At 73.0% G+C, this 26,868-nt stretch carries 19 protein-coding genes; 10 read left to right on the top strand and 9 right to left on the bottom strand.

Annotated features, from left to right (window positions below; genetic code table 11):
* Nucleotides 1-114: 114 nt before the first annotated feature.
* From ACZ4NT_RS01770 to ACZ4NT_RS01750, 5 genes are all read right to left on the bottom strand, one after another.
* Entirely contained in the window at nucleotides 115-3,051 is a 2,937-nt protein-coding gene (locus ACZ4NT_RS01770; protein ID WP_467722681.1) for a hypothetical protein, read from the bottom strand.
* Between the two features lie 2 nt (nucleotides 3,052-3,053).
* Nucleotides 3,054-4,901 carry an HSP90 family protein gene (locus ACZ4NT_RS01765; RefSeq protein WP_467722679.1) on the bottom strand — a complete coding sequence of 616 codons (1,848 nt, stop codon included), beginning with the start codon at nucleotides 4,899-4,901 and terminating at the stop codon, nucleotides 3,054-3,056.
* Between the two features lie 278 nt (nucleotides 4,902-5,179).
* Complete coding sequence (locus ACZ4NT_RS01760; RefSeq protein WP_467722677.1) at nucleotides 5,180-6,166, bottom strand: hypothetical protein; 987 nt, start codon at nucleotides 6,164-6,166, stop codon at nucleotides 5,180-5,182.
* 181 nt (nucleotides 6,167-6,347) lie between these two features.
* Nucleotides 6,348-8,801, bottom strand: a complete 2,454-nt coding sequence (locus tag ACZ4NT_RS01755; RefSeq protein WP_467722675.1) for a beta-glucosidase H — start codon at nucleotides 8,799-8,801, stop codon at nucleotides 6,348-6,350.
* Between the two features lie 62 nt (nucleotides 8,802-8,863).
* A complete protein-coding gene (locus ACZ4NT_RS01750; RefSeq protein ID WP_467722673.1) occupies nucleotides 8,864-10,135 on the bottom strand; it encodes an NAD(P)-binding domain-containing protein in 1,272 nt (423 codons plus the stop codon).
* Nucleotides 10,136-10,277: 142 nt separating this feature from the next.
* On the opposite strand from ACZ4NT_RS01750, the gene ACZ4NT_RS01745 reads away from it, so the two are divergent.
* The gene (locus ACZ4NT_RS01745; RefSeq protein WP_467722888.1) at nucleotides 10,278-11,174 is read left to right on the top strand and encodes a LysR family transcriptional regulator; all 897 of its coding nucleotides are present in this window, start codon (nucleotides 10,278-10,280) and stop codon (nucleotides 11,172-11,174) included.
* Between the two features lie 150 nt (nucleotides 11,175-11,324).
* Complete coding sequence (locus ACZ4NT_RS01740; RefSeq protein ID WP_467722671.1) at nucleotides 11,325-12,566, top strand: pyroglutamyl-peptidase I; 1,242 nt, start codon at nucleotides 11,325-11,327, stop codon at nucleotides 12,564-12,566.
* A gap of 28 nt (nucleotides 12,567-12,594) precedes the next feature.
* Here the strand turns inward: ACZ4NT_RS01740 and ACZ4NT_RS01735 are convergent, their stop codons facing one another.
* Nucleotides 12,595-13,443, bottom strand: coding sequence for an EI24 domain-containing protein (locus ACZ4NT_RS01735; RefSeq protein ID WP_467722669.1), 849 nt, complete (start codon nucleotides 13,441-13,443; stop codon nucleotides 12,595-12,597).
* Nucleotides 13,444-13,616: 173 nt separating this feature from the next.
* On the opposite strand from ACZ4NT_RS01735, the gene ACZ4NT_RS01730 reads away from it, so the two are divergent.
* The gene (locus tag ACZ4NT_RS01730) at nucleotides 13,617-16,142 is read left to right on the top strand and encodes a M14 family zinc carboxypeptidase (protein ID WP_467722667.1); all 2,526 of its coding nucleotides are present in this window, start codon (nucleotides 13,617-13,619) and stop codon (nucleotides 16,140-16,142) included.
* Nucleotides 16,143-16,209: 67 nt separating this feature from the next.
* On the opposite strand, the gene ACZ4NT_RS01725 is transcribed toward ACZ4NT_RS01730, so the two are convergent.
* A complete protein-coding gene (locus tag ACZ4NT_RS01725; RefSeq protein ID WP_121403226.1) occupies nucleotides 16,210-16,629 on the bottom strand; it encodes an organic hydroperoxide resistance protein in 420 nt (139 codons plus the stop codon).
* Nucleotides 16,630-16,754: 125 nt separating this feature from the next.
* Nucleotides 16,755-17,777 carry an NADP-dependent oxidoreductase gene (locus tag ACZ4NT_RS01720; protein WP_467722665.1) on the bottom strand — a complete coding sequence of 341 codons (1,023 nt, stop codon included), beginning with the start codon at nucleotides 17,775-17,777 and terminating at the stop codon, nucleotides 16,755-16,757.
* 116 nt (nucleotides 17,778-17,893) lie between these two features.
* On the opposite strand from ACZ4NT_RS01720, the gene ACZ4NT_RS01715 reads away from it, so the two are divergent.
* On the top strand, nucleotides 17,894-18,325 hold the full coding sequence (locus tag ACZ4NT_RS01715; protein WP_121403224.1) for a MarR family transcriptional regulator: 432 nt from the start codon (nucleotides 17,894-17,896) through the stop codon (nucleotides 18,323-18,325).
* Nucleotides 18,326-18,451: 126 nt separating this feature from the next.
* Here the strand turns inward: ACZ4NT_RS01715 and ACZ4NT_RS01710 are convergent, their stop codons facing one another.
* A complete protein-coding gene (locus tag ACZ4NT_RS01710; RefSeq protein ID WP_467722663.1) occupies nucleotides 18,452-19,183 on the bottom strand; it encodes an SCO2400 family protein in 732 nt (243 codons plus the stop codon).
* 263 nt (nucleotides 19,184-19,446) lie between these two features.
* Between ACZ4NT_RS01710 and ACZ4NT_RS01705 the strand changes: the two genes are divergently transcribed.
* The 6 genes from ACZ4NT_RS01705 to mmsB all read left to right on the top strand — a co-directional run bounded on the left by ACZ4NT_RS01705 (nucleotide 19,447) and on the right by mmsB (nucleotide 26,733).
* Nucleotides 19,447-20,604 (top strand): mandelate racemase/muconate lactonizing enzyme family protein, encoded by a 1,158-nt coding sequence (locus tag ACZ4NT_RS01705; protein WP_121403222.1) that lies wholly within the window; start codon nucleotides 19,447-19,449, stop codon nucleotides 20,602-20,604.
* Nucleotides 20,601-21,605 (top strand): alcohol dehydrogenase catalytic domain-containing protein, encoded by a 1,005-nt coding sequence (locus ACZ4NT_RS01700; protein WP_121403221.1) that lies wholly within the window; start codon nucleotides 20,601-20,603, stop codon nucleotides 21,603-21,605. Before ACZ4NT_RS01705 ends, ACZ4NT_RS01700 begins: the two co-directional genes overlap by 4 nt.
* A 93-nt stretch (nucleotides 21,606-21,698) precedes the next feature.
* Entirely contained in the window at nucleotides 21,699-22,667 is a 969-nt protein-coding gene (locus ACZ4NT_RS01695) for a hypothetical protein (RefSeq protein ID WP_467722660.1), read from the top strand.
* A 128-nt stretch (nucleotides 22,668-22,795) separates the two neighbouring features.
* Entirely contained in the window at nucleotides 22,796-23,908 is a 1,113-nt protein-coding gene (gene chvE / locus ACZ4NT_RS01690) for a multiple monosaccharide ABC transporter substrate-binding protein (RefSeq protein ID WP_183116859.1), read from the top strand.
* Between the two features lie 33 nt (nucleotides 23,909-23,941).
* Nucleotides 23,942-25,483, top strand: coding sequence for a multiple monosaccharide ABC transporter ATP-binding protein (mmsA, locus tag ACZ4NT_RS01685; RefSeq protein WP_121403218.1), 1,542 nt, complete (start codon nucleotides 23,942-23,944; stop codon nucleotides 25,481-25,483).
* A 5-nt stretch (nucleotides 25,484-25,488) separates the two neighbouring features.
* Entirely contained in the window at nucleotides 25,489-26,733 is a 1,245-nt protein-coding gene (mmsB, locus tag ACZ4NT_RS01680; RefSeq protein ID WP_121403217.1) for a multiple monosaccharide ABC transporter permease, read from the top strand.
* Nucleotides 26,734-26,868: the final 135 nt, after the last annotated feature.

Genomic DNA, 26,868 nt, shown 5'->3' with positions numbered 1-26,868 from the left:
GGGGGGGGGGCGGTCTAGAGAGGTGAGAGGCGCCTCGAGTGCTTTCCCCCCCCCCCCCCCCCCCCCCCCCCCCCCCCCCCCCCCCCCCCCCCCCCCCCCCCCCCCGCACCCGTCTCACTCCTCGTCGCGCAGCCGGGCCGCCAGGGCGGTCAGCGGCTCGCACTCGGCGGTGTGCCCCAGCGCGGTCAGCCGGGAGACGGCCGCGTCGAGGCGGGCGAGGGCGGGAGCGGTCCGCTCCAGGTAGATGCCCTCCACGGCGCCCGCGAGACGGACGCACTCGGCCCACTCGCCGGCCGGCTCCTCCTCGGGTCCCGGCTCGCCGAGCAGGGCCAGCGCCCGCTCCAGGGCGGCCAGGGCGTCCTCGTACTCGCCCGCGTAGGCGTTGACCCGCCCGTACTCGTAGGCCAGCGCACTGTCCAGGGAGCGGCCGTTTGCCTCGATCCCGACGGCGCGGGCCTCGTCGGCGATCCGGCCGGCGTCGGCGAGGAGGGCGAGGGCACCGGCCAGGCCGTCCGGGCCCTGCTGCTGGGCCTGTTGGCGGGCGAGTTCGCGCAGGCAGTTGCTGAGCTGCTCGTGCCGCGAGTCCCGGGCGTGGGCGGCGAGCGCCTGGTCCACGGCCTCGCGGGCCCGGCCGAACTCACCCGACTCACCGAGGAGTACGGCCGTCTCCGCGGCGATCATGGCGTGGCTTCCCGGGTCGTCGCCCCAGCCCGCCGACTCGGCGGCGAGCGCGACGAGTTCCGCGGTGGCGGCCTTGAGGTCCTCCCCGGCGTGCAGCGCACGGGCGCGGGTCAGGCGCAGCTGGGCGACCAGCCGGTCGTCCAACTCCCCCGAGGCGACATCCGGTTCGGCGAGCAGGGAGTCGAGCAGCGCGATGCAGTCCTCGACGCGGCCCAGGTCGAGGCTGAGCTGGGCCGCGTTGCTGTACGCGCAGAAGGCGTCCGTCCGGCTGCCGCAGCGCAGGTCCAGCTCCGCCGCGCGCGTGAGGTGCCGCAGCGCCTCGTCGGGGCGCCCCAGGTGCATGCAGACCTCGGCCAGGTCGGCGTGGAGGCGGGCGGTGCCGACCACCTCGGCCGGCCAGTCGGCGGCCAGGCGTACGCCCTCGGCCAGGTCCGCGTGCGCCCCCTCCACGTCCTGGCGGCCGAGCCGGAGGCGGCCGCGCAGACCGAGCGTGCGGGGCACGTGCCAGGCGGGACCCTGCCCTCTCAGCCGGTCGAGGAGGGCGTCGGTCTCCGTGAGTGCGGCGGGCAGGTCGCCGGCGAGGGCGTGCGTGCCGGCCCGTAGCAGCCGGGCGCCGGAGATCTGCCCGACGACGTCGTGCCGGGTGGCGAACTCCTCCAGCAGGTCCACCTCGGCCAGGACCGGTGCGACGTGCTCCTCGTCCCCCGACGTCTGCAGCCGCAGGCCGAGCGCGGTGGCCCGCAGCCTGAGCAGGCGGGCCTCCTGGCCGGGGGTGAGATCCGGCGTCTCCTCGTGCAGGCGGACCACGGACGCGTGGGCGGCGGTCAGCGCCGTGACCTTGGCCGCGGCTCCGTCCTCGCCCTCGGCGGGCACGTCGGCGGCGGCGAGCAGCGCGCAGGCACGGGCGAGCGCCGCGTGGCCCGGCTCCCCGGCGTCGTCGTACAGGCCCGCGGCCTCCTCGTTGAGGGCGACGGCGGTGGCGGTGTCGTCCCGGTCGCCCGCCCGGTCCGCCTCGTCGGCCAGCAGGTCGGCGCGCAACCGCGCCGGCGGGCCCACCGCGGGGTCGTCGGGGTGGGTGTAGTCGCGGGCCGCCACGAGCGTGCGCAGCCGTGCCCAGCAGGCCCGTGCGTCCGGGTGCCCCTGCTCGTCCAGGGCCCTGGCCCGCAGGACGAGTTCGGACAGCGACTCGGGAACGGCGTCGGTGCGGGTGGCGGGGGCGGCGACGGCGACCGGGGCGGCCACCTCGTCGAGGCTGCGGGTGCGCAGGGTCAGTTCCAGTGCGTCCAGCAGCGGGGCGCGGTCCAGGCGGGCCCTGCGGCGGTCGGTGTGGGCGGCGGTTCCGTTGCGGGCGTCGAAGCGGGCGGCGAGGTCGTCGGCGCGGCCCCGTACTTCCGTGCGCAGGCCGCTCACCGTCCAGGTGCGGCCCGCGTATCCGGCGGCGGGCAGTCCGCCGTGGCCGAGGAGTTCGACGCGCCGGAGGAGGACCTCGACGCCGGTGAGGAAGTCCAGCAGGTCGATCGGCGAGTCCACCTCGTCGAACAGGCTCCGGTTCTCGGCGAGCAGTTCCAGACCGCGTGCCTCGTTGCCGGTGAGGGCGCAGAACTCCAGGTGCCGGCCGACCTCGCCGGACATCGAGGGGTTGCGGCGACAGCTGCGGTAGCCGGCGACATGCAGTGCGACGGCCCGGTCGGTGCGGCCGGTGCGCAGGAGGGGCAGCAGGGCGTACGAGACGGAGCGGGCGGGCTCCTCCTGGCAGGACTCCTTCCCGGCCAGGACGGGCTCCCAGATCCGCAGCGCGCGTTCGTCGTCGCCCGCGGCGAGGTGGTGGCGGGCGCGTTCGCAGATCTCGCAGGCCTCGCAGTCGCTGAGCCGGGAGCGGGCGCGGGCCGCCCACAGCTCGTAGGCGAGGGTGGTGTCCTCGCCGGTGTGCGCGGCGAGCTGGTACGCCTGTCCGTAGTAGGGCTGGAGTTCGAGACCGGCCTTCTCGTAGCGGTCGCGCATCTCCGTCAGCCACTGGCGCAGGCTGCTCAGCGGTATCTCGGGCAGCGCGCGCAGGGCGTTGGCCACCCACTTGAACCGCCAGAACAGCAGGTGGCGCAGGCGCTCGTCGAAGACGTCGGGCTGCTCGTCGAAAAGGGTGAGCAGGCGGGCGAAGACGACGGGCGACTTCCTCGGTTCCGAGCCGTAGGTGTACGCCTCCTGCAGCTCCAGGAGCGCCCGGATGAGCGGGAGGGGCTCTTCGAACTGCTCGGCGGCCTCGACGAGTTCCTCGGCGGTGACGGTGCGGGTGCGGCCGTAGGGGCGCCGGTCGTTCTCCTGGAGCGCCTGGTACAGCTCGTCGGTGTTCTGAGGAAGGGGTGCGGTGGGCATCGTCAGCTGTCCTTGCGGAGGGCGTGGGCGAGGAGGTCGAGGAAGGAGCGGTTGATGAGGCTGGACTCGGCGGGCCTGAGGGGGCGCCGGGACAGCATCGCGGCCTGCCCGTAGAGGGCTTCGGCGCTGGTGCGGGCCAGCTCGGGCTCGCCGATGGTCACGGCGGTGCGGACCAGCGGGTTGAGCTGGTTGAGGATCAGCTGGGCGCGCGGGGCCTCCTGGCGCAGGGCACCGAGGATGTCGCCCCACAGGCCGCCCTCCTGCTCGCGGGCGAGCTGGGAGCGGGTGCGCTCGTGCCGGGCCTCGCGGCTGTCGACGAGGAGGGCGGGGGCGGAGGCGGGCTGGAAGGAGCGCAGCGCGACGTCGCAGTCGAAGACGGCCAGGGCGTCACGCGCCTGGGCGAGGTAGGCGGCGGCCGCCAGTTCCGTCTCCCGGTCGACGGGGTCGAGATGGGCGGTGAGGGTCGCCGGGTCGAGGTCGGCGACGGTGACCTCGGCCCTGATCTCCGGGAGCCGGTGGACCAGTTCGCGGTCGTAGGTGTAGCCGCCGTTGACGACGCCGAGCCCGGCCGCCGAGGCGATCGCGGCGACCTGCCGGAACTCCTCCACGCTCGACGTCACGAGCACGGTGCGGTGGGTGCGCGCGAACTCGTCGAGGGTGGCGTGGCCGTCGGTGGTCTCGAACGGCAGCCAGGGCAGCAGCATCCGCAGGATCTCGTCGTCGTGCACCGCGAGCGACTTCACCGCCAGGTGGTGGACCTGGAGGAAGCGGGCGAGCAGGTCCGGGTCGCTGGCGGCGGCCCGGGCGATCCAGGCGCGCAGCCGCTCGGCGAGCGCGTCGCGGACGGCGGCGAGGGTGTCGTCCTCGTACAGCGACTCACGGGACGCGGTCGGGCGCAGGCTCTCGGCGTCGACGACGCAGCGGACGAAGAACGCCCAGTCGGGCAGGATCTCCTCGGCCTGTTCGGACAGCAGCATCCCCTTGACGTGCACGCGGTGGCCGTGGCGGCGTCCGGCGGGCACCGCCTCGGGCAGCACGCAGGCGATGCCCTTCAGGCCCACGGCCGGCAGGTCCAGCTCGATGGTGTCGAGGGGGGTGAACCCGAAGACCTCCTCGCCGTAGGCGGCCAGGGCGCGGGACCGGGCGCCCGGCGTGGGGTGCGTACGCGCCCAGGGCGCGGGCTCGGGGTTGACCGGTGCGGGCGGGCCGCCCGTGCCGTCCTCGAAGGTCACCGGGTGGCGCAGCAGGGAGCCGAAGTGCCGGGCCAGCGCCTGCACCTGCGGCGGCCGGGTCCACTCGCCCGCGTCGGCGCGCGGCGTCAGCGTGACGGTGGTGCCGGGCCGGGGGCGGGCGGAGGCGGGCAGGGTGCGCACGGTGTAGCTGCCGTCGCCGCGTCCCCGCCATTCGACGGCGGGGGCGTCGGGGGTCCGGGCGGAGCGGCTGAGGACGTGGATCTCGTCCGCGACCAGGAAGCAGGAGAGCAGGCCGATGCCGAACTGGCCGATGAAGTCGCCGCGCTGTTCGGCGATCCGGTCCGCGCGCTTGCTGCTGCGGCCGATGGTGGCGAGGAAGGTGTGCACGTCGGCCTCGGTGAGACCGACGCCGTCGTCCTCGACGCGGACCGCCGAGCCGTCGGCGTGGAGGCGGATGCCGAAGGCTCCGGCGTCCGCGGACGGTTCGAGGCGGTGCCGCGCCGTCAGCGCGTCCACCGCGTTCTGCAGGAGTTCGCGCAGGTAGACGCGGGGGCTGGAGTACAGGTGGTGGGAGAGGAGGTCGACGAGGCCGCGCAGATCCACCTGGAAGGTGCGGTCGGCGCCGGCCGGGTTCGCGGCGGTGTCGGGCAGAGTCATCGGGCAGTCCGGTGTGGGAGGGGCGGGAGTGCGGGCGGGCCCCGGATCCGGTGTGCGCGTGGGCGCGGCGGGTGCGGGCGGGACCGGGGGCCGTGCGCGCGGGCACGGGAAGGAGGGGTGGACCGGGGATGCGTGGCACGGCGGGGGACGGCGAAGGCGGGGCCGGGGCGGGACGGCGAGGGCGGGGCCTTCGTGTCCCCCGGCACGGCGGGACCGGGCGGACCGGGACAGGCGTGCTCCGGAGCGCGGTGGCGGGGCGGACCCCGGCCGCCGGGGGCTCAGGCGCGGCGGTGGTGGCGGGCGAACCGCTTCTCGGGATCCGCGAGGTAGGACCAGGGCCACTCGGTGTACGCGCCGTCGAGGGCCTGGAAGACCCGCCGGACGGTGTGTCGCTCGTCGGCGAGCGACAGGGCCATGGCGAACTGGTTGAAGTCGTGCTGCCAGCCCGGCCGGCGCACATGGTCCGGATGGAGGATGCTGTGGTCGGCCGCGGCCCGCAACTCGGCCTGGATCTGCGGGGTTTCGAGGCAGTCGGCGCGGTCCGACTCGACCCACTCCTCGATGTGGGCGACGGCGATCACACAGCCGAGGCGGTGCCCCTGCGGGGCTCGGGCGAGCGCCTCGCGGGCGAAGGCCAGGGCCTGGCCCGGCTCGCCGCCCCAGCGGGGCTGCAACTGCGACACCCACTCGACGTGGGTCTCCGGGTCCAGCGGGTCCCGGCGCAGGGCGGCGTCGCGCCGGGCCTCGTTGACGGCGCTGCCCAGCGACATCCCGCGGCCGGAGGTGAGCAGGCGGCGCCAGGGCGTGATCCAGTCCGGCCGCAGCTCGGCGGCCTCCAGCAGGTGCTCCTCGGCGATGTGCAGCCGCTCGTGGAAGACCCGCCACTGCTGCTGGGTGACGTTCACGGCGAGGTCGCTGGTGCGCGCCTCCCAGCCCCAGGCGATGTGGCGCGCCCCGGATATCAGCAGCGCGGTCGCCCGGTGCTCCTTGTCCTCCTCGGCGGCCCGGCCGATCCAGTCCTGCACTCCGGCCACCTCGGCCAGTTCCCCGAGGACGCGGTAGTCGCGCCCGAGGTCGAAGGGGGCCAGGGCGGCCTTCAGGGCCTCCCAGTCGCCCGCGCCCGCCGCCTGCACCAGGGCGAGCACCCGCGTGTCCCCGAGCGCGTGCAGCGTGTACGTGCCGTTCTTCTGCCTGCGCGGGGCCGGGAGCGCGTGCGGATCCGCCGCCGGTCTCTCCGCCTCCCTGCCGAACAACCTGCCGAACATGCTGCGCCCTCCCCTGGTCCCGCGTGATCGTCCGGTGCAGCATAAGCGGCCGCACCGACACCGCTTCCACAGGGTTTTCACCGGCGCTTCACGGTCCCCGGCGCCACGGGCGACCGGTGTGCGGCGAGCCCCGGCCCGGTGTCAGGTCCGGGCCGGGGCTGCTGGAGGGGGCGTGCCGCGCTCACGCCTCGACGATCGTGCGCACCCGGAGGTCGGCAAGGGAACGGCCTGCCTGAACCTCGTACGAACCCTTCACACACCGCCACGAACCGGCGGCCTCGTCCCAGACCTCGAAGGCGCGGCGCGGGAGCTCGACGACGGCCTCGACGCTCTCGCCGGGATCCGCCGCCACGCTCGCGAAGCCGGCCAGCCCGCGAACGGGCCGTCCGGGGTCGGGCTCCACCGGGGCCAGGTACACCTGGACGACCTCGCGTCCGGTGCGCTCACCGGAGTTGCGCAGCCGGACGGTGGCGGTCCTCCCGGCCACCTCCACCGACTCGTACGTCCACTCGGTGTAGCCGAGGCCGTGCCCGAAGGCGTACGACGGGGTCCTGCCCTCCTTCTCCCAGGCCCGGTAGCCGATGAACACGCCTTCCGCGTAGCGGAGTTCGCCGTCCGTGGGGGTGACCCGGGTGACCGGGGCGTCGTCGAGGGAACCCCAGGTGGTGGGGAGCCGGCCGCCCGGCTCGTGGGCACCGGTGAGGACGTCGGCGAGGGCGGCGCCGCCCTCCTGGCCCGGGAACCAGCCGAGCAGTACGGCGGCGACCTCCTCGCGCCAGGGAAGCTCCACCGGGGACCCGGAGTTCACGACGACGACGGTGCGCGGGTTGGCGGCGGCGACGGCGCGCACGAGGTCGTCCTGGCGGCCGGGCAGCCGGAGGTCCGCGCGGTCGAACCCCTCCGACTCCACGCGGTCGGTGGTGGCGACCACGACGACGGCGGTGTCGGCGGCGCGGGCCGCCTCGACGGCCTCGGCGATCAGTTCGTCGGGGTCGCGCCGCGGTTCCCGGTGGGCGAGTGCGAAGCCCACGACCTTCATGGGGACGTGCTCGGGAGAGGCGACCCGGTGGCGGAGCGACACGGCGTAGGTCCGCCCCGCGGTGAGGTCCACCCGGGCGCGCTCGACGGGGGCGCCGAAGAACGACAGGAACGGGTCGTTCTTGGGCGCGCTCTCCACGCCGTCGTAGCGCACCTCGTCGCCGACGCTGAGGGTGAACGCGCCGAGGCCCGTGGTGCCGAAGGTGTGCGGGCCGCTCTCGCGCGGGGTGAAGGTGCCGGTCAGTTCGACACTGTGCAGGGTGTCGTGGGTGACGCCCTCGGGCAGGTCCTCACCCATCCATTTGACCTGGCCGTTCGGCGCGGCGCCGGTCCCGATGACGGTGCCGTGCGCGTCGCGGCAGACCGCCCGCAGGTCGAAGCCCCGCTCGGCGACGGCGAGTTCCTCGCTGGGGTCGGCGCCGACGGCGTACGTCAGACGGCCCTCGGGGAGGGCCGCGGTGAGGCCGTCGAGCGGCGAGACCACACGGGCGGGGAAGACGGTGGCGGAGCCGCCGCCGAGGATCCGGGCGTCCCGGGCGGCGGCGCCGACGAGGGCGACCCGCCGGCCCGGGGGCAGCGGAAGGGCGCCCTCGTTGCGTACCAGCACGAAGGAGCGGCGGGCGATCTCCCGGGCCAGCGCCTCGCCGTCGACGGTGGGCGGTGGTTCGGCCACGACCGGCTCGGCACCCGCCAGGGCGCCGACCCGGGCGGCGAGCCTGAGGACGTTGCGCACGGCGTCGTCGACCACCGACTCCGCGGTCCGGCCGTCCCGTACCGCCTCGGCGAGCGCCTCGCCGTACACGGTCCGCGGGCCCGGCATGGCGACGTCGAGGCCGCCTTCCACGGCGGCGACGGTGGAGCGGGCGGCCATCCAGTCGGAGACGTTGACCCCGTCGAAGCCCCATTCGCCGCGCAGCACCTCGTTCACCAGGTGGCGGTGCTCGGTCATCGTGGTGCCGTTGACCGCGTTGTAGGCGGTCATGACACCCCAGGGGCGGGCGTCCTCGACGATGGCCTCGAAGGGGGCCAGGTAGAGCTCGCGCAGGGCCCGTTCGGAGATCCGGTTGTCCACGGTGAAGCGTTCGGTCTCGGCGTCGTTGGCGACGAAGTGCTTGACCGTGGTGGCGACGCCGCCGGACTGGACGCCGTTCACGTAGGCCGCGCCGATCCGGCCGGTCAGCAACGGGTCCTCGCTGTAGGCCTCGAAGTGGCGCCCGCCGAGCGGGGAGCGCTGCAGGTTGACCGTGGGCGCGAGCAGCACGTGGACGTGTTTCCGGCGGGCCTCCTGGGCGAGCAGGACACCCGCGCGAAAGGCGAGGCCGGGGTCCCAGGTGGCGGCGAGCGCGGTCGGGGAGGGGAGCGCGACGGACGGGTCGGCGGCGCTCCAGCGGACGCCGCGGACACCGACCGGGCCGTCGGACATGACCAGGGACGCCAGCCCGATCCCGGGGAGGGCCGGCAGCGACCACATGTCCCGCCCGGACAGCAGCCGCGTCTTCGCGTCGAGGTCCAACCTGCGCAGTGCCGCCTCGACGACCGCCTCGCGGGCCTGGTCGGCCGCCCTCCGGGCCGGGTTGTCCGCTGCTGCTCGCGTCACGGCGGTCCTCCTCGTCGACGTCCTCGGCGCCTCCATCCTGCACCCGGGCGCTCTGGGCGTCCTCAGGTCCGCGGGCGGGGCCCGACCGCCGCGACGGCCTCGACCTCGACGAGGGCGTCCGGTGTGAAGAGGCGGGACGCCTCGAAGGTCATGCTGGTGGGCGCGGTACCGGTGAGGAACTCCCGCCGGACGGCGCCGTATTCGTGGAGCCGGTCGATGTCCGTCAGATACGTGCGGATGTTGATGATGTCGGAGAGGTCCGCGCCGTGCGCCGCCAGCAGGGCCCGGAGCGTCTCGAAGACACCGCGGCTCTGGGCGGCGACGTCCGCGCCGTCGGCGACCTGTCCGGACAGGTACAACAGCGCTCCTCCACCGGGGAGTTCGACGCGGGCGACCTGCGAGTAGTAGGAGTTGGCCGGCTGCGGCGCGGACGCCGGGCTGTCCAGGGTGATCTGCATGTGCTTCCTCCGGTTGGTCGGGGGCCGGACGGAGCTGCGGATGCGGGCGGCGGCCCGCGCGATGTCCGCACCGGCGACGGCGGGGTCGGCGGCGGCGCGCTCGTAGTGCGCCCGGGCCGCCTCCATGGCGGGCAGCCGGGCGGCCGTGGCGGCCAGCCCGAGGTCCTTCGCGGCCAGCGAGGTGCCGAAGTGCACTCCCCGGGCGTGGGCGCGGCCCACCGCGCCGCCGAGCGGGCCGCCGGCGAGGGCGGTACGGGCGGTGTCCTCGTCGAGTCCGAGCGCGTCCGCCAGCGCCATGGCCTCGGCGACCAGGGCGACACCGCCCAGCGCGGCCGCGTTGAGGACCAGCTTGAGCGCGGCACCGGAGCCGGACGCGCCGGTGGGGGTGACCCGGCCGAGCCGGGCCAGGACGTGTTCGACGCCCGCCGCGTCGCCGCCCGCGAGGATGCCCAGCTCCCCGGCGGCGGCCTTGTCCGTGCTGCCCATCACCGGTGCGTCCACGAGGACCACGCCCGGAGGGAGGCGACCGGCCAGCTCCCGCACCTCGCCGGGTCCCACGGTGGACATCTCCACCCAGTGCGTGCCGGGGCGCAGTGCGGGAACCACGGCGTCGGCGACGGCCCGGAGCGCGGCCGGACCCGCGAGCATCGTGATCACGACGTCCGCGTCCCGCACCGCCCCGGCCGGTGAGGCGGCGACCGCGGCCCCCGCACGGGCCAGGGGCTCCGCCCGGGCGGGGGTGCGGTTCCACACCGTCAACGGGTGCTGTGTGCCGACGAGTCGGCGCGCCATCGCGGCGCCCATGTGACCGAGTCCGAGGAACGCGGTCGTCTCTGTTCCGGGTCTTCCCGGACCTGCCGGGCCGATCTTCTCCATGCGTCCGACGCTAGGGGCGGCCGGCCGATGCGACAAGCGAATGTCTAGCATCACAGCCATGCAGAAATCGCATGACGACGCACGCGCGACGGCGGGCACCGGGGGCGCGGGGACGGGCACCGTCGGCGCCGAACCTCCCGACCTGTCGACGAGTTGGCTCCGGGTGTTCCTCGACGTCGCCCGGCACGGCTCGTTCACGGTGGCCGGGCGGACGCTCGGCTGGACGCAGTCCGCGGTGTCGCGGCAGATCGCCTCGCTGGAGGCGGCCCTGGGCGGGGACCCGCTCTTCGACCGGCTGCCCCGGGGCGTCCGGCTGACGGAGGCCGGGCGGGTCCTGGTGCCGCACGCCGAGGCGGTGCTCGCCCGCCTGCACGGCGCGGGACGGGAGTTGGCGGCGCTGCGCGAGGTCACGGGCGGACGCCTGCGCGTGGGCGCCTTCGCCACCGCCGACGCGGCTCTCGTCCCGCAGGCGATCGCCGCCTTCCGGGCCCGTCACCCGGGAGTGCGGCTGACCCGCGAGGAAGGGCTCACGCCCGCCCTCGTGGAGCGGCTGGGCTCCGGCCACCTCGACCTCGCGATCGTCTCGACGACCGGCCGGGCGGCCCTGGACGGTCCCACCCTGCACCACCTGCTCGACGAGTCGCTGTACGTCGCCGTGCCCGCCGGCCACCCGCTCGCCGCCGAACCCTTCGTGCGGCTGCCCCAACTCGCCGACGCCGACTGGATCTCCGGCAGTCCCCGCCCCGAGGGGACCCTGCTGGACGCGGCTCTGCGCCACGGCTTCCGTCCGCGCGTCGCACACGTCGTGGCCGAGTGGACCGCGAAGCAGGGGTACGTCGCCGCGGGCCTCGGGGTGACGCTGGTCCCGGCACTCGCCGCCGGAGCAGTCCGTCCGGACGTCGCGCTGCTGCCCGTACGCGACGAGGGGGCACCCGCGCGGGCGGTGTACGCGGCGACGGCACGCGGGCGGTCCCCGTCCCCGGCGGTACGGGCGTTCCTCGTCGCGCTGCGGGAGGCGGCGGACCGGATCCCCACCTAGGGGTGTCGTGCGGATCCCCTCGGGTCCGCGGCGATCCACAGGACACCCCCTGGCCGCACGCGCCACGCACCATGGCGTACGCCCCCCGCGTCACGCGATACTGCGCCCGTCCGCAGCACCCCACGGCGACGGAAGGCCCGAACTCCCTTGATGCATGCACGCGTTCGTACCGGTGTCCTCGGACTGGCCCTGGTGGCGGGGCTCGCGGCCGCGCCCACCGCGACGGCGGCCGAGGTCGCATCCGTGGAGGAGCAGCGGCTCGACCGGGCGGTGCCCCAGGAGATCCTGCGGCGGTCCGGATTCGACGCCGTGGCACCGCGGTTCGGCCGGGCACTCGGCACGGCGCGCTCCTACGCGCAGGCCGAGCGCGTCGTCGCCGGACAGGGCGCGCGGCTGTGGCGGCGGGCGGTGGCCCGGGCCCAGGGCCGCGGCCCCGCGGGGGGCGACCTGAGCCGGGACGACGACCGGCCGCTGTACTGGGCGCGACTCGGCATGACGCGGGAGGTCCGCTCGTGGGAACCGCGGTTCGCTCTCTCGGACTCCCAACGCCGGTCGCTGCTGGCCACGTTGGAGGAGACCTCGCGCGGCCAGGACAGCATCGGCTTCCCGGCCGGCAAGGGGGTCAAGCGGATCCTGCTCACCGGGTTCGACCCGTTCACGCTGGACCGCGACATCCGGATCTCCAACCCCTCGGGCGCGAGCGCGCTCGCCCTCGACGGGACGACGATCGAGACCGCGGACGGTCCGGCCCGCGTGGAGACGGCCGTCTTCCCCGTGCGCTGGGAGGACTTCGCCCGGGGCACGGTGGAACGGACGCTGCGCCCGCAGCTCGGCCGGGTGGACCTGTTCACGACGGTCAGCCAGGGCCGGGTCGGCCGGTTCGACGTGGAGCGGACCAACGGGGCCTGGCGGGGCGGATTCCCCGACAACGAGAACCTCTCCCGCACCGGCCCCGTGCCGGTCGACGACCCGGCCTCGCAGCCGCAGTGGACGACGACGACGCTGCCGTACCGGGCGATCGTGAGCGCGGGAACCGGGCGCTTCCCGGTGTACGACAACACCTCGGTGACGGAGATACCGGCAGGCGGCACGGAGCCGGTGGTCCGCCCGGACGGCCCGACGCCCGGATCCACGGCCCGCGCCGGCGGGGGCGGCGACTACCTGTCCAACGAGATCGCCTACCGCGCGACGCTGCTGCGCGACCGGCTCGGACTGCACTCCGCGCTGCCGGGCGGCCATGTGCACACGCCGGTGCTGGAGTTCGGCACCGGCAACACGGACCCGGCGACGGGGACGGTCACCGACCCCGGTTTCGTGCGCAACCGGCTGGACATCATCGCCCAGGTCCGCGCGATCCTGAAGGCCGCCGCCGAGGGGACCGGCTCACGGTGAGGTGACGGGGACGGGGCGCGTGCCTCCGTCAGGAGGGGGCGCCCTCGTCCCCCGCTCGCGGGAAGCCCGGGTGCCCGCTGCCGGCGGGCGCGTGACCGGCGTCGGCGTCCTCGTCGTCGCCGGGGTCCCCGGAGGTCTCGCCCAGCAGATCGCGGGCCATGAGCGTGGCACCCGCGACGGCACCCGGCATCAGGAAGACGGCGACGAACGGGACCACGAAGGCGACGGCGAGCGGGGTGCCGAAGCCCCAGACCAGGGTCTTGCGGGAGCGGAGCAGGGCGAGACGGGCGCGCAGTTCGACGCGGCGGCGCTGCAGAGCCACGCCGGTGAGCTCCTCGGTGAGGAAGAACCCGGTGACGAAGAAGCCGATCACCGGTACCGCGGTCTGGCCGGCGACCGGGACGAAGCCGAGGGCGAAGAGCAGGACCCCCCACACCAGGGCCCGGACCAGGATCCGCAGGCTGTCCCGGGCCGAGATCCACAGCTCGCGCCAGAGCGGCAGACCCGACTCGGGGGCCGTGCCGTCCGGGGAGACGTCCCGGTCGACCTTCTCCGACAGGGACTCGTAGAAGGGCTGGCCGATCAGGAGGGTGACCGCCGTGAAGGTGAGAACGGAGAGCGCCAGGGCGAGGGCGAAGAGGACGACGGTGAGGAAGCCGCGGAACAGGCCCTGCCAGGGGCTGGACCAGTCGTCCGCGAACGGGGTGGCCCAAGCGGCGACGTCGGTGCCCCACAGGGCGAGCGCGGTGAGGGCCGCCGCGTACAGCACCAGGGTGATCAGGCCCGGGAGCAGGCCGAATCCGTACTGTTTCCCGTGCTTGGCCACCCATCGCTGGCCCTGCACCAAGTAGTTGAAGCCCGCCCCGAGATCACCCATGACCGAGACTTTACCCGGCCCTCCGCCGGGGTCCGACGGGAGGTTTCCCCGCCCTCCGCGGCCCACCGGGAGTACGCGTCGGGGGCGTCCGTGACGCCAACGCCCCCTTGTTGCACGGGAGTCGAACCGGTAGACCTCGCCGTACCGCTGATGGAATCCCAGAGGAGGTACGGGTGCGTTCGTCGAGACCTGTCCTGGTCGTCACCGCCACCGTCACCGCGGCGGGTTCACTCCTGCTCGCCCCGCACAGTGCCACCGCCGACCGCAGGCCACCGGTCCGGGAGGGCGCCGTCGCCCCCGACCGCGCCGCGCAGGCTCCCGCGAACACGGCCCGGCAGGCCCTCACCGCGCCCGTCACCGGCCTCGCCGACAGCTCCCGCGGCTACCCCCGCGAGCAGGTCCTCACCCCGGATCCGGTGGACCCCGCGGACAAGTCCCTGAAGCTCGGGCTGACCCCGTACCACGGCATCGCCCCGAGGCTGAACGCGCTGCAGCGCCTGGGCGACCGGGTGAGCGTGGAGGTCGCGGGCCGCTCGGCCGGCGGCCGGCGGCTCTATCTGGTCACCGTCACCGCACCGGAGTCGGCCCGCCGGGCGCGCGCCCAGGAACGGATGCGCGAGCTCATCGAGAACGCCCCGCGGACGGCGGCCCGTGACCCGGAGCTGAAGAGGACGTACAAGACCCCCGTCTTCTTCAACAGCAACATCCACGGCAACGAGTGGGAGGGAACGGACGCCTCCCTGAAGCTGATCGAGCGCCTCGCCACCGCGCGGGACGCCCGGACCACGGACCTCCTCGCCCACAGCCGCGTCTACTTCAACATCACCGCGAACCCGGACGGCCGTATCGCGGGCACCCGCGCCAACGCCGGCGGCTTCGACCTGAACCGGGACCTCGTCACCGCCTCGCAGCCCGAGACCCGGGCGATCCGGCAGATCGCGATCGACAAGCAGCCCGCGGTCATGCTCGACCTGCACGGATACGTCAACGGCACGCTCATCGAGCCGACGACCCCGCCGCACGGCGAGAACTACGAGTACGACCTGTTCCTCAAGAACACCTACGCCAACGCGCTGGGCATGGAGGCCGCCGTCAACGGCCTGGGCTACACACCGGAGAAGGACCAGGTGTACCCCGCGGTCATCCCGTTCCGGGACCAGCAGGAGGGCTGGGACGACTGGCCGCCGATCTTCACCCCCCAGTACCTGCCCTTCCACGGCACGGTCGCGGCGCACACGGTCGAGATCCCGCTGCGGGTGAACAACGACGCCTACGACGAGTTCCCGCAGAGCGAGCTGCGGCGGCGCTCCGCGGTCAACGTGGACGTCGCGGGCGCGGCGATGCGTGCCACCCTCGACTACGCGCGGGAACACCGGACGTCTCTGATCGCCGACCAGATCGAGGTCTTCCGGCGGGGTGCCGCGGGCGCGGACCAGGTGCCGGTGTCCGCCGGCACGGTGCCGGGCGTCCCGGGCATCGGCCCCGAGGACGTCTACACCACCGACTTCCCGCGCGCGTACGTGGTGCCGGCGGGTCGCGGGCAGCGTTCCGCCACGGCCGCCGCCCGCCTGGTCGACCACCTGCTCGCCAACGACGTGCGGGTGACCCGGGCGACCCGCGGGTTCCGGCTCGCCGGCCGGTCGTACGAGAAGGGCTCGTACGTCGTCGACCTGCACCAGCCGAAGCGGGGGCTGGCCAACGTGCTGCTGGCGGACGGCAGGGACATCAGCGGCAAGGTGTCGACGATGTACGACATCTCGGGCTGGAGCCTGGGCCGGCTGTGGGGCGCCGACGTCACGCCGGTGCGCGGTGGCGGGCTGTCCGGCGTGCCGGTACGCGCGGTGCACGCGGCCGGCCGGGCCGGGTACGTCGCCCCGCGCGGCGACCTGCGGCTGCGTCTGGACGATCCGCGGGAGATCGCGGCCCTCAACGCACTGCTGAAGGACGGGGTCGTGGTGCGCCGGGCGGACGACGGCAGCGCGATCGTGCCGTCCTCGGCCCGGGCGCGGGCGGCCGTTCTCGCGCGGAAGTACGACGTGGAGTTCGACGCCACCCGGGACGCGGGCAAGGCCGTGCTGCGCCGGGTCCGGGTCGCGGCGGCCGTGACGGCCGGCGAGCTGTTCGCCCTGCGCGAGATGAACTTCGACGTGGTGCCGGTGTCGACGGCCGTCCTCGACGCGGGCTTCGACTGGTCGCGCGCGGACGTCCTGTTCGTGTCCTCGGGACTCGACCGCGCGGACCTCACCCCGGCGGCGTGGACGGCTCTGGACGCGTTCCTGGCCGACGGGGGGATGGTCGGCCGGGGAGCGGCTGGCGCGGCGCTCAACGCGGCGGCCGGGCTGCTCGACGTCGAGCCGGTCGAGGGCAACTGGGACGCCAACGGCGTGGTGCGGGTGGTGAACGCGGGCGGTGCCGTCACCGGCGGCGCCCCCGGCGACAGCTTCGTGTACTCCCCCGTCTGGTTCACCGGTCTCGGGGCCGGGGTGCGGGTCGAGCAGTCGTACGCCGCCGGGAATCCGCTCGTCTCCGGACACTGGCGGCCGTCCGAGGACGGTACCGGCGGTCCGGCGGCCGCCGCGGGCCACGCCTCGGTGGTGAGCGGACCGCACACGGTGCTCTTCGGTACGGAGCCGCTCTTCCGCGCCCATCCCAAGGGGCTGTTCCCGCAGGTGGCGCGGGCGCTGCTGGCGGTGTCCTGAGGACGCGGCCACGACGGAGGCCGCACCCCCGCGGGGGTGCGGCCTCCGTCGGTTGCGGTGCGCGCCGTCAGACGAGCGTCACGGTGATGTTGCCCCGGGTGGCCTTCGAGTACGGGCAGACCTGGTGGGCCCGCTCCAGGAGGCCCGCGGCGGTGGCCGCATCCACGTTCGGGAGGTCGGCGGAGATCTCGACGACGAGGCCGAAGCCGTCGTCGTTCTTGCCTATGCCGACCTTCGCGGTGACCGTCGAGCCGGTGATGTCGGCCTTCTCCTGCCGGGCGACGACGCCGAGGGCGCCCTGGAAGCAGGCGCTGTACCCGGCGGCGAAGAGCTGCTCGGGGTTGGTGCCCGCGCCGCTGCCGCCCATCGCCTCGGGCGGGTTGACGACGACGTCGAGCCTGCCGTCGTCGGTGGCGACGCGGCCGTCACGGCCGCCCTCGGCGGTGGCGACGGCGGTGTACAGGACCTCGGACTGCTGGATGGACATGCGGTGCTTCCTCCTTGGTCCGCCGCGACTCGCGCCCACGATCGCGACGACTTCGGAAAGAAGTTACCGCATGTCGGAAGTTCAGCGACAGGCCCCGGGTGCCCGGGGCCCGCCCGTCACCGGAATCAGAGCTTGACGATCATCTTTCCGGTGTTGTCGCCCCGCAGGACGCCGAGGAACGCCTCCAGGTTGTTCTCGATGCCCTCGACGACCGTCTCGCGGTACTTGAGCTCACCGGAGCGGACCCAGGCGCCGACCTCCTGGACGAACTGCGGCTGCAGGTCGTAGTGGTCGCCGACGAGGAAGCCCTCGATGCGCCCGCGGGTCTGGATGAGACGGGCGAGGTTGCGCGGGCCCGGCGCGGGCTCGGTGTCGTTGTAGACCGAGATCATGCCGCAGACGGCGATGCGGCCGTCGCGGTTGAGCCGGCCGATGGCCGCCTCCAGGTGGTCGCCGCCGACGTTGTCGAAGTACACGTCGATGCCGTCGGGGGCGGCGTCGCGCAGCTGGTCGCGGACCGGGCCGTTCTTGTAGTTGAAGGCGGCGTCGAAGCCGTACTCGTCCACCAGCAGCTTGACCTTCTCGTCCGAGCCGGCCGAGCCGACGACCCGCGAGGCGCCCTTCAGCCGGGCGATCTGACCCACCTGGCTGCCGACGGCGCCGGCCGCACCCGAGACGAAGACGGAGTCGCCCTCCTTGAAGGAGGCGGTGCGCAGCAGACCGGCGTACGCGGTCAGGCCGGTCATGCCGAGGACGCCCAGGTAGGTGCTCAGCGGGGCGGTGTCGGGGTCGACCTTGACGGCCTGCTCGGCGCTCACGGCGGCGTACTCGCGCCAGCCGAGGAAGTGCAGCACGTGGTCGCCGACGGAGATGCCCTCGGCGTTCGAGGCGACGACCTCGCCGACGGCACCGCCCTGCATGACCTTGCCCAGCTCGAACGGCGCGACGTAGGACTTGGCGGCGCTCATCCGGCCCCGCATGTACGGGTCCACGGAGAGGTACTTGTTCCGCACCAGGACCTGTCCCTCGCGCGGCTGCGGGACCTCGGCCTCGACCAGGGAGAAGTCCCCGGGCTCGGGCCAGCCGACCGGACGGCTGAGCAGGTGCCATTCACGGCTGACGGCGGGGAGCTGGGGCGTGTCGGTCATGGGGCGCCTTCCTGACGGGGTGCGGAGCGGCTCTCGCGCCACATTTGTTTCATTACCTGAAACAACCATGCTCCTGAATATTTCAGGATGTCAAGTAACCGGGTAGCCTGGAGCCCATGTCCCCGCAGAAGACCCGCCCCGACTCCCTGACGCTAGAGGTCGTCGACCTCATCGGCAGTGTGGTGGCCCGCTATCACGAGGAGTACGAGGAGGCGGCCGCCGAGCACGCGCTCACGGGCGCTCAGGCACGGCTGCTCGGCCTGCTGACGCTGGAGCCGCTGCCGATGCGGCGGCTGGCCCAGAAGCTGCGGTGCGAGCCGTCGAACGTCACGGGCATCGTGGACCGGCTGGAGGCGCGGGGGCTGGTGGAGCGGCGCCCGGATCCGGCGGACCGGCGCGTCAAGCTCGCGGCCCCCACGGAGGAAGGACGCCGGATCGCCCGCAGCCTGCGCGACTCCCTCGACTTCGCCCGGGAGCCGCTGGCCGGACTCTCCCACGAGGAGCGGCTCGCCCTGCGGGACCTCCTGCAGCGGATGCTGGACGCCTGACCCCGGCTCCGTTTTGCGGCGGACGGCCGTGGAGGCCCGCCCCGGCGCCGGGTCCGGCCGCAGCGGACGCCGGACGTGCGGCAGCCGGGTCCGGCACGTGCCGCCGACGCGGCACGGCGGGTCCCGTCAGGTGCACCACCACAGGAAGCGGCTGCACGACTTCGTGGGGCTCGGGGCCGGCGTGGGGGCCGTCGAGGTGGGCTCCGCGGACGGGGCCTGGGGAGTCCCGGCCGGCGCGGTCGCGGCGGGGGCCGAGGGCGAGGCGCCGGTGAGCGGGCCCGTGGACGCGGGCCGCTCCGGACCCTCCGTCTCCTGGTCCGAGTCCTTCTTCTTCTTGGCCTTGGCGGACTTCGACGCGGACGGGGACGCGGAGCCGTCGGGCGAGGTGGAGGCGGCGGCGTCGATCCCGTCGGCCGTGCCACCCGGCGCGGACGTCTCCCCGGCGCTCTTCGCGCCTCCGTCGGCCCGTTCGTCACCGGCCGTCGCCGCGCTCGGTGCGGTTCCCGGCACCTCCACCCCGAGTTCGGCGAGGCTCAGACCACCGGCGGCGAGCAGCAGTCCGGCGCCGGCCAGCAGGGTCCTGCGCCGCCGGCGCCGGTGCGCGGCGGCCTTGCGGTCGCGCCGTCCCGACCGGCCGCCGCCCTCGCTCCGGACCCGCCCGGCGGTCCGCCCCTGACGGCGGACGGCGGCCCGGCCGGGGCGCTCGGCGTCACCCTCGTACGGCTCGGCGACGTCGTCCGTCGGCGCGGGACCCTCGGGGTCGGCGGCGTGCGCGCGGCACGCTTCGGCCGGGGTGCCGCACCCCGGGCAGGCGAGGGCGCCGTTGAGGTGCCTTCGGCACGGCTGGCAGTAGTCCATGACGCCGGAAGACTAGGTTCCTCCCAGGTCACGTTCCTAGTGGCAGCTGTGAAAGTTGTGTAGGGAACCGCGCGTTCCGGCACCCGGTCCCCCGTTCCGGCGGTGCCGCGGGGGCGACGAGCGCGACATACCGCCGAATTACGTCGTCGGTGGTTCGGTTCGACCCATTGACACCTCCGGGGCCGCGTCCTTACTGTCACGCCAACATTTCGAACGTGTGACGAAATTTCGAACAGAACCGAAGAGCACAGGGGGCAACTGCCGTGCGCATCACGGGAATCAGCACGCACGTGGTCGGGACGCCGTGGCGGAACCTGACCTACGTCCAGGTGCACACCGACGAGGGACTCACAGGAGTCGGCGAGACCCGGATGCTGGGCCACACCGACGCGCTGCTGGGCTACCTGAGGGAGGCCGAGGCCAACCACATTCTCGGTTCGGACCCGTTCGCTGTCGAGGACCTCGTGCGCCGCATGAAGTACGGCGACTACGGCCGGGCCGGCGAGATCGTGATGTCCGGCATCGCGGTGATCGAGACGGCCTGCTGGGACATCAAGGGCAAGGCGCTCGGCGTGCCGGTGTGGCAGCTGCTGGGCGGCAGGGTCACCGACAAGGTGAAGGCCTACGCCAACGGCTGGTACACCACCGAGCGCACTCCCGAGGCCTACCACAAGGCCGCCCAGGAGGTCGTGGCGCGCGGCTACCGGGCACTGAAGATCGACCCGTTCGGGACCGGTCACTTCGAGCTCGACCACGAGCAGAGCCTGTACGCCGTCTCGCTCATCGAGGCCGTGCGCGACGCGATCGGCCCGGACGCCGAGCTGATGCTGGAGATGCACGGCCGGTTCTCCCCCGCCACCGCCGTGCGGCTCGCCCACGAACTGGCGCCCTTCAAGCCTGCCTGGCTGGAGGAGCCGGTCCCGCCGGAGAACCTGAAGGCGCTGGAGAAGGTCGCCGCCAAGGTCGACATCCCGCTCGCCACCGGTGAGCGCATCCACGACCGCATCGAGTTCCGCGAGCTGTTCGAGAACCAGACCGTGGACATCATCCAGCCCGACGTCGGCCACATCGGCGGCATCTGGGAGACCCGGAAGCTGGCCGCGACCGCCGAGACCCACTACATGCTGGTCGCACCGCACAACGTGGGCGGTCCGGTGCTGACCGCCGCCAGCCTCCAAGTGGGCTTCACCGCACCGAACTTCAAGATCCTGGAACACTTCAACGACTTCGCCGACGCGGAGATCAAGAAGGTCGTGAAGGGCGCCCCGCAGGTCGTCGACGGCTACTTCGAGCTGTCCCACGAGCCGGGCCTCGGTGTCGAGCTGGACACCGACGCGGCGGCCGAGTTCCCGCAGCAGCAGGCCCGGTTCGACCTGTGGGCGGACGGCTGGGAGCAGCGCAGGCCGAAGGGGACGCAGTGAGCACCGCGGTCGTCGTCGACGGGCCGGGCGAGCACCGGCTCGCCCCGCACGAGCCGGTGCGGCCCGCCGCCGGTGAGGCGCTGGTCCGCGTCCACGCGGTCGGCATCTGCGGCAGCGACCGCGAGGTGTACCAGGGCAACCGGCCCGAGGGGTACGTCCGTTACCCGCTGACGCCGGGCCACGAATGGTCCGGGACGGTCGAGGCGGTCGGGGACGGGGTCCTGCCGGAACTCGTCGGGCGCAAGGTCGTCGGTGAGGGATTCCGCAACTGCCAGGTGTGCGACCGCTGCCACGCGGGCGAGACCACCCTGTGCACCGCGGGGTACGAGGAGACCGGCTTCACCCGGCCCGGCGCGATGGCTCCGACGCTGACGCTCCCGGCCCGGCTGCTCCACGTCCTGCCCGACGACGCCGACCTCACGGCCGCCGCCCTGCTGGAGCCGGCCGCCTGCGTCGCGGCCGCCGCGCTGAAGGCGAACGCGCGGCCGGGCGAGCGGGTGGCCGTGGTCGGCACCGGCACCCTCGGGATGTTCGCGGTGCAGTTCCTCGCGGCGGGCTCGCCCGCGGAACTGCTGGTGGTCGGCACCCGCCGGGACCGCGCGGCGCTCTCACGGGACTTCGGCGCCACCGGCTTCCGCACCAGGGACCAGGAACTGCCCGGCGACTTCGACGTGGTGATCGAGACCGCCGGGTCCGCGTCCGCCGCGCGTACCGCAGCCTCCCTGCTCCGGCGCGGCGGACGCCTGGTCCTCACGGGCATCCCGGCCCCGGGCGCCGAGGGACTCGACCCCACCGACCTGGTCGTGCGCCAGCTGGAGGTGCACACCGTGTTCGGGGCGCCCCCGGACGCCTGGGCGCACACGGTGCGGGTCTTCGGCGCCGGACTGCTCACCCCGCTGCCCCTGGTCACGCACGAGCTGCCGCTCGCCGAGTTCCCGCAGGCCATCGAGCTGGTGGGGTCCGGCGATCCGAAGGTCGGCAAGGTCCTGCTCCGCCCCTGAGCCGTACGCCGGTACGGCGATCCTGACGCCCCGTACCGGCGTACACCCACCGACACGAACCTCGTCCGAGATACCGAACATGAAGGACAGCTTGTGACCGACGCCCCCTCCCCGGCAGCCCGCCGACCCGGCGAGCAGGCCCTCGCCGCGCTCGGCATGGGCGCTCCCGCCCTCTCTCCCGCCGACGCCTCGCCGCACACCTTCCCGGAGGGCGGCCGCTGGCGCACCGAAGTGCCGTCCGTCGAGGGGCCCGAGGCGCTCGCGGTGGTCCTGAAGGAGTCCTCGCGGCTCGATGTGCCGATCCACCGGGTCAGCCAGGGCAGCGGCGTCTGGATGCTGACGGACGCCGAGATCACCGAGATGGTCGAGTCCACCGGCGAACGCGACATCGAACTCTGCCTGTTCACCGGCCCGCGCGGCACGTGGGACATCGGGGGCTCCGTGCGCACGGACTCCCGCGGCGGCGGGCTGCGCGCCCGGGGCCACGACGCGGTCGCCGGCTGCGTCGAGGACGCCGTCCGGGCGACGGAGCTGGGCGTCACGTGCCTGCTCGTGGCCGACGAGGGCGTGCTGTGGACGCTGCACCGGGCCCGCGAGGCCGGCATCGTCCCGGCCGACACCACGCTGAAGGTCTCGGCGCTGATCGGTCCGGTCAACCCGGCGGCGTACGCCGTGTACGAGCACCTCGGCGCCGACTCCGTGAACGTGCCGAGCGACCTGACGCTCGATCACCTCACCGAGATCCGGCGGGTGTCGGCCGCGCCCATGGACATGTACATCGAGGCGCCGGACGACCTCGGCGGCTATGTGCGGATGTACGAGGTCGCCGAGCTGATCCGCCGCGGGGCACCGCTCTACCTCAAGTTCGGCCTGTCCAAGGCACCCGCGATCTACCCGTACGGCGCCCACCTGCGGGACGTCACCCTGGACAGCGCCCGGGAGCGGGTGCGGCGCGGCCGGCTCGCCCTCGACCTGCTCGCCCGGCACGGGGCGGACGGCGACATGGCGCCGCTCGGCTCCCGGCTGCCGGGCACCCTCCGGAGGTTCGCAACTCCGTCGTAACGTTCTGAACTCAGCCCTTCACAAAAGACGACGCAGCCGCACACAATCCCACACACCTGTTCTCGGTCGATCCCCGCACCGCTTCGTACCGACAGACCGAGCCCGCCCGGACATCAAGGAAGATGATCATGCGTAATCGCAGAGCAGTGCTCGCCGCCGTAGCCACCGCCGCCTCCCTTGCCCTCACCCTCTCCGCCTGCGGCCAGGACAGCGAGGGCGGCAGCGAGGACAAGAAGGACGACGCGAAGGGATCCACCGTCGGCATCGCGATGCCGACCAAGTCCTCGGAGCGTTGGATAGCCGACGGCGCCAACGTCGAGAAGAACCTGAAGTCGGCCGGCTACAAGACCAAGCTGGTCTACGGCGAGGACGACCCCGACACGCAGGTCTCGCAGATCGAGAACATGATCACGCAGGGCGTCTCCGCCCTGATCATCGCGGCGATCGACAACAAGTCGCTGGACAACGTGCTCCAGCAGGCGGCCGACGCGGACATCCCGGTGATCTCCTACGACCGCCTCATCCTCGGCAGCAAGAACGTCGACTACTACGCCTCGTTCGACAACGAGAAGGTCGGCGAGCTCCAGGGCGGTTACATCGTCGACAAGCTCGGGCTGAAGGACGGGAGCAAGAAGGGCCCGTTCAACATCGAGCTGTTCGCGGGCTCCAACGACGACAACAACACCAAGTACTTCTTCCAGGGCGCCATGAACGCCCTCCAGCCGTACATCGACAAGAAGCAGCTGGTCGTGAAGTCAGGCCAGACGAAGCTCAACCAGGTCACCACGCTGCGCTGGGACGGCGGCACCGCGCAGAAGCGCATGGACGACCTGCTGACCTCGGCGTACAAGAGCGGGCGCGTGGACGCGGTGCTCTCGCCCTACGACGGCATCTCGATCGGCATCCTGTCCGCGCTCAAGTCGGACGACTACGGCAGCAAGAGCAAGCCGCTGCCGATCGTCACGGGCCAGGACGCCGAGGTCGCCTCGGTGAAGTCGATCATCGCCGGTGAGCAGACGCAGACGGTCTACAAGGACACCCGCAAGCTTGCCGAGGTCGCCGCGCAGATGGTGGACGCGGTCCTCAACGACAAGAAGCCCGAGGTCAACGACACCAAGACCTACGACAACGGCGCGAAGGTCGTTCCCGCCTTCCTCCTCGACCCGGTCAACGTCGACAAGTCCAACTACAAGGAGACCGTCGTCGACTCCGGCTACATCAAGGAAAGCGACCTCAACTAACCGCCGCTGACTCAAGGATTGGTAGGCACGACCATGGCGGGACCCGTCCTGGAAATGCGCTCGATCGTCAAGACCTTTCCCGGCGTCAAGGCGCTGTCGGACGTCTCTCTGAGCGTCCGTCCGGGCGAGGTCCACGCCATCTGCGGGGAGAACGGCGCCGGCAAGTCGACCTTGATGAAGGTCCTCTCCGGCGTCCATCCGCACGGGACCTACGACGGGGAGATCCTCTTCGAAGGGGAGCCCTGCCGGTTCAAGGACATCCGGGCGAGCGAGCAGCAGGGCATCGTGATCATCCACCAGGAGCTTGCACTGGTGCCGTATCTCTCCATCGCGGAGAACATCTTCCTCGGCAACGAACACGCCACCCGCGGGTTCATCAGCTGGACCGAGACACTGAGGCACGCCACCGAACTGCTGCGGCGGGTCGGACTGGACGAGCACCCCGACACGCGTGTCGCCGACATCGGCGTGGGCAAGCAGCAGCTCGTCGAGATCGCCAAGGCGCTCTCGAAGAAGGTGAAGCTGCTGATCCTCGACGAGCCGACGGCGGCCCTGAACGACGAGGACAGCGGCAAACTCCTCGACCTCATCCTGGGTCTCAAGGACGAGGGCATCACCTCGATCATCATCTCGCACAAGCTCAACGAGATCGAGACGGTCGCGGACTCGGTGACGATCCTGCGCGACGGGCGGTCCATCGAGACGCTCGACGTGAAGGCCCCGGAGACCACCGAGGACCGGATCATCAGCGGCATGGTCGGACGCGACCTCGACCACCGCTTCCCGGAACGCACCCCGCACCAGCCGGAGGTGGGCGCGGCGCCGGCCCTGGAGATCCGCAACTGGACCGTGCACCACCCGATCGACCAGCAGCGCAAGGTGGTCGACGACGTGTCGATCTCCGTGCGGCGCGGGGAGATCGTCGGGATCGCGGGACTGATGGGCGCCGGGCGCACCGAGCTGGCGATGAGCGTCTTCGGGCGCACCTACGGCCGGTACGCGGGCGGCACGGTCCTCAAGGACGGTGCGGAGATCCGGACCAAGACCGTCCCCGAGGCGGTGAAGCACGGGATCGCGTACGTGACCGAGGACCGCAAGCACTACGGCCTCAACCTCATCGACACGATCAACCGCAACATCTCGCTCAGCGCGCTCGGCAAGGTCGCCAGGCGCGGTGTGGTCGACGAGCACGGGGAGCGGCAGGTCGCCGAGGGCTTCCGCACGTCGATGAACATCAAGGCGCCGACCGTCTTCGAGCCGGTGGGCAAGCTGTCCGGCGGCAACCAGCAGAAGGTCGTCCTCAGCAAGTGGATCTTCGCGGGCCCGGACGTGCTGATCCTGGACGAGCCGACCCGCGGCATCGACGTGGGCGCCAAGTACGAGATCTACACGGTCATCGACAAGCTGGCCGCCGAGGGCAAGGCGGTCGTCTTCATCTCCTCCGAGCTGCCGGAGCTGCTCGGCATGTGCGACCGCATCTACACGATGGCCGCCGGCCGGCTGACCGGCGAGGTACCGCGGGCCGAGGCCACGCAGGAAGTGCTGATGCGCCAGATGACGAAGGACAAGAGGTAAGAGGGATGAGCACGAATGTGACCGCCAAGAGCCCCGCGCCGGCCCCCGCCGGCAAGGGCGGACCGGCTCAGGGCGACGGCCTGTTGCAGCTGATCACGGACGGCATGCGCCGCAACATGCGGCAGTACGGGATGCTGATCGCTCTCGGCCTGATCGTCGTCCTGTTCGCGGTGTGGACCGACGGAGACCTGCTGCTGCCGCGCAACGTCTCCAACCTGGTCCTGCAGAACAGCTACATCCTGATCCTCGCGATCGGCATGATGCTCGTCATCATCGCCGGCCACATCGACCTGTCGGTCGGCTCGCTCACGGCGTTCGTGGGCGCGGTGGCGGCGGTGCTGATGGTCGAGCACGACGTGGCCTGGCCGGTCGCCGTGCTGCTGTGCCTGGCTCTGGGCGCGGTCGCCGGTGCCGTACAGGGCTTCTTCATCGCGTATCTCGGGATACCGTCGTTCATCGTCACCCTCGCCGGCATGCTGCTCTTCCGCGGCCTGACGGAGATCTTCCTGGAGGGCCAGACGCTCGGCCCGTTCCCCGACGGCCTGCAGAAGGTCGCCAACGGCTTCCTGCCCGAGGTGGGACCGGACACCAACTACCACAACCTCACGCTGCTGCTCGGTTTCGCCGTGATCGCCTTCGTGGTGATCCAGGAGGTCCGCGACCGCAGGCGGCAGCAGGAGTTCGCGCTCGACGTGCCGCCCGCCAAGCTCTTCCTGTTGAAGCTGGTGGCGCTGGTCGCGGCGATCCTCACCGTCACGATGATGCTGGCCAGCTACAAGGGCGCCCCCGTGGTGCTGATCATCCTCGGCGTCCTGGTCGTCGGCTTCGGCTACGTGATGCGCAACGCCGTCATCGGGCGCCATGTGTACGCCATCGGCGGCAACCTGCCCGCGGCCAAGCTGTCCGGCGTGCGGGACAAGAAGGTCACCTTCCTGGTCTTCCTCAACATGGGCATGCTCGCGGCCCTGGCGGGCCTGGTCTTCGCGGCCCGCTTCAACGCGGCCTCCCCCAAGGCAGGCGTGAACTTCGAACTCGAGGCGATCGCCGCGTCGTTCATCGGCGGTGCGTCGATGAGCGGCGGTGTGGGCACGGTCCTCGGCGCGATCATCGGTGGCGTCGTCCTGGGCGTGCTCAACAACGGAATGAACCTCGTCGGCGTCGGCAGCGACTGGCAGCAGGTCATCAAGGGCCTGGTGCTGCTGGCCGCGGTCGGCTTCGACGTGTGGAACAAACGCAAGGTCGGTTCGTAGGTCCGGTAGTGGGGGGGGGGGGGGGGGGGCCCCCCCCCCCCCCCCGAGACCGTGCATTGGAAAGCGCGAACGCACGGGCCCCCCCGTTGCCCCTGTCACCTGACTTCCCTCCCCCCCACCCCGAACGGCGAACAA

The sequence above is a fragment of the Streptomyces sp. NPDC026417 genome (genome assembly GCF_055567695.1).
The sequence above is the reverse complement of the archived record's forward strand: the minus strand, read 5'-3'. Positions and strand labels throughout refer to the sequence as shown.

Coding starts and splice junctions, on each gene's coding strand:
- ACZ4NT_RS01765 (WP_467722679.1), bottom strand. CDS start 4,901: ATGACTCTGCCCGACACCGCCGCGAACCCGGCCGGCGCCGACCGCACC.
- ACZ4NT_RS01710 (WP_467722663.1), bottom strand. CDS start 19,183: ATGGACTACTGCCAGCCGTGCCGAAGGCACCTCAACGGCGCCCTCGCC.
- ACZ4NT_RS01735 (WP_467722669.1), bottom strand. CDS start 13,443: ATGGGTGATCTCGGGGCGGGCTTCAACTACTTGGTGCAGGGCCAGCGA.
- ACZ4NT_RS01715 (WP_121403224.1), top strand. CDS start 17,894: ATGTCCCCGCAGAAGACCCGCCCCGACTCCCTGACGCTAGAGGTCGTC.
- mmsB (WP_121403217.1), top strand. CDS start 25,489: ATGAGCACGAATGTGACCGCCAAGAGCCCCGCGCCGGCCCCCGCCGGC.
- ACZ4NT_RS01760 (WP_467722677.1), bottom strand. CDS start 6,166: ATGTTCGGCAGGTTGTTCGGCAGGGAGGCGGAGAGACCGGCGGCGGAT.
- chvE (WP_183116859.1), top strand. CDS start 22,796: ATGCGTAATCGCAGAGCAGTGCTCGCCGCCGTAGCCACCGCCGCCTCC.
- mmsA (WP_121403218.1), top strand. CDS start 23,942: ATGGCGGGACCCGTCCTGGAAATGCGCTCGATCGTCAAGACCTTTCCC.
- ACZ4NT_RS01725 (WP_121403226.1), bottom strand. CDS start 16,629: ATGTCCATCCAGCAGTCCGAGGTCCTGTACACCGCCGTCGCCACCGCC.
- ACZ4NT_RS01770 (WP_467722681.1), bottom strand. CDS start 3,051: ATGCCCACCGCACCCCTTCCTCAGAACACCGACGAGCTGTACCAGGCG.
- ACZ4NT_RS01740 (WP_467722671.1), top strand. CDS start 11,325: ATGCATGCACGCGTTCGTACCGGTGTCCTCGGACTGGCCCTGGTGGCG.
- ACZ4NT_RS01720 (WP_467722665.1), bottom strand. CDS start 17,777: ATGACCGACACGCCCCAGCTCCCCGCCGTCAGCCGTGAATGGCACCTG.
- ACZ4NT_RS01750 (WP_467722673.1), bottom strand. CDS start 10,135: ATGGAGAAGATCGGCCCGGCAGGTCCGGGAAGACCCGGAACAGAGACG.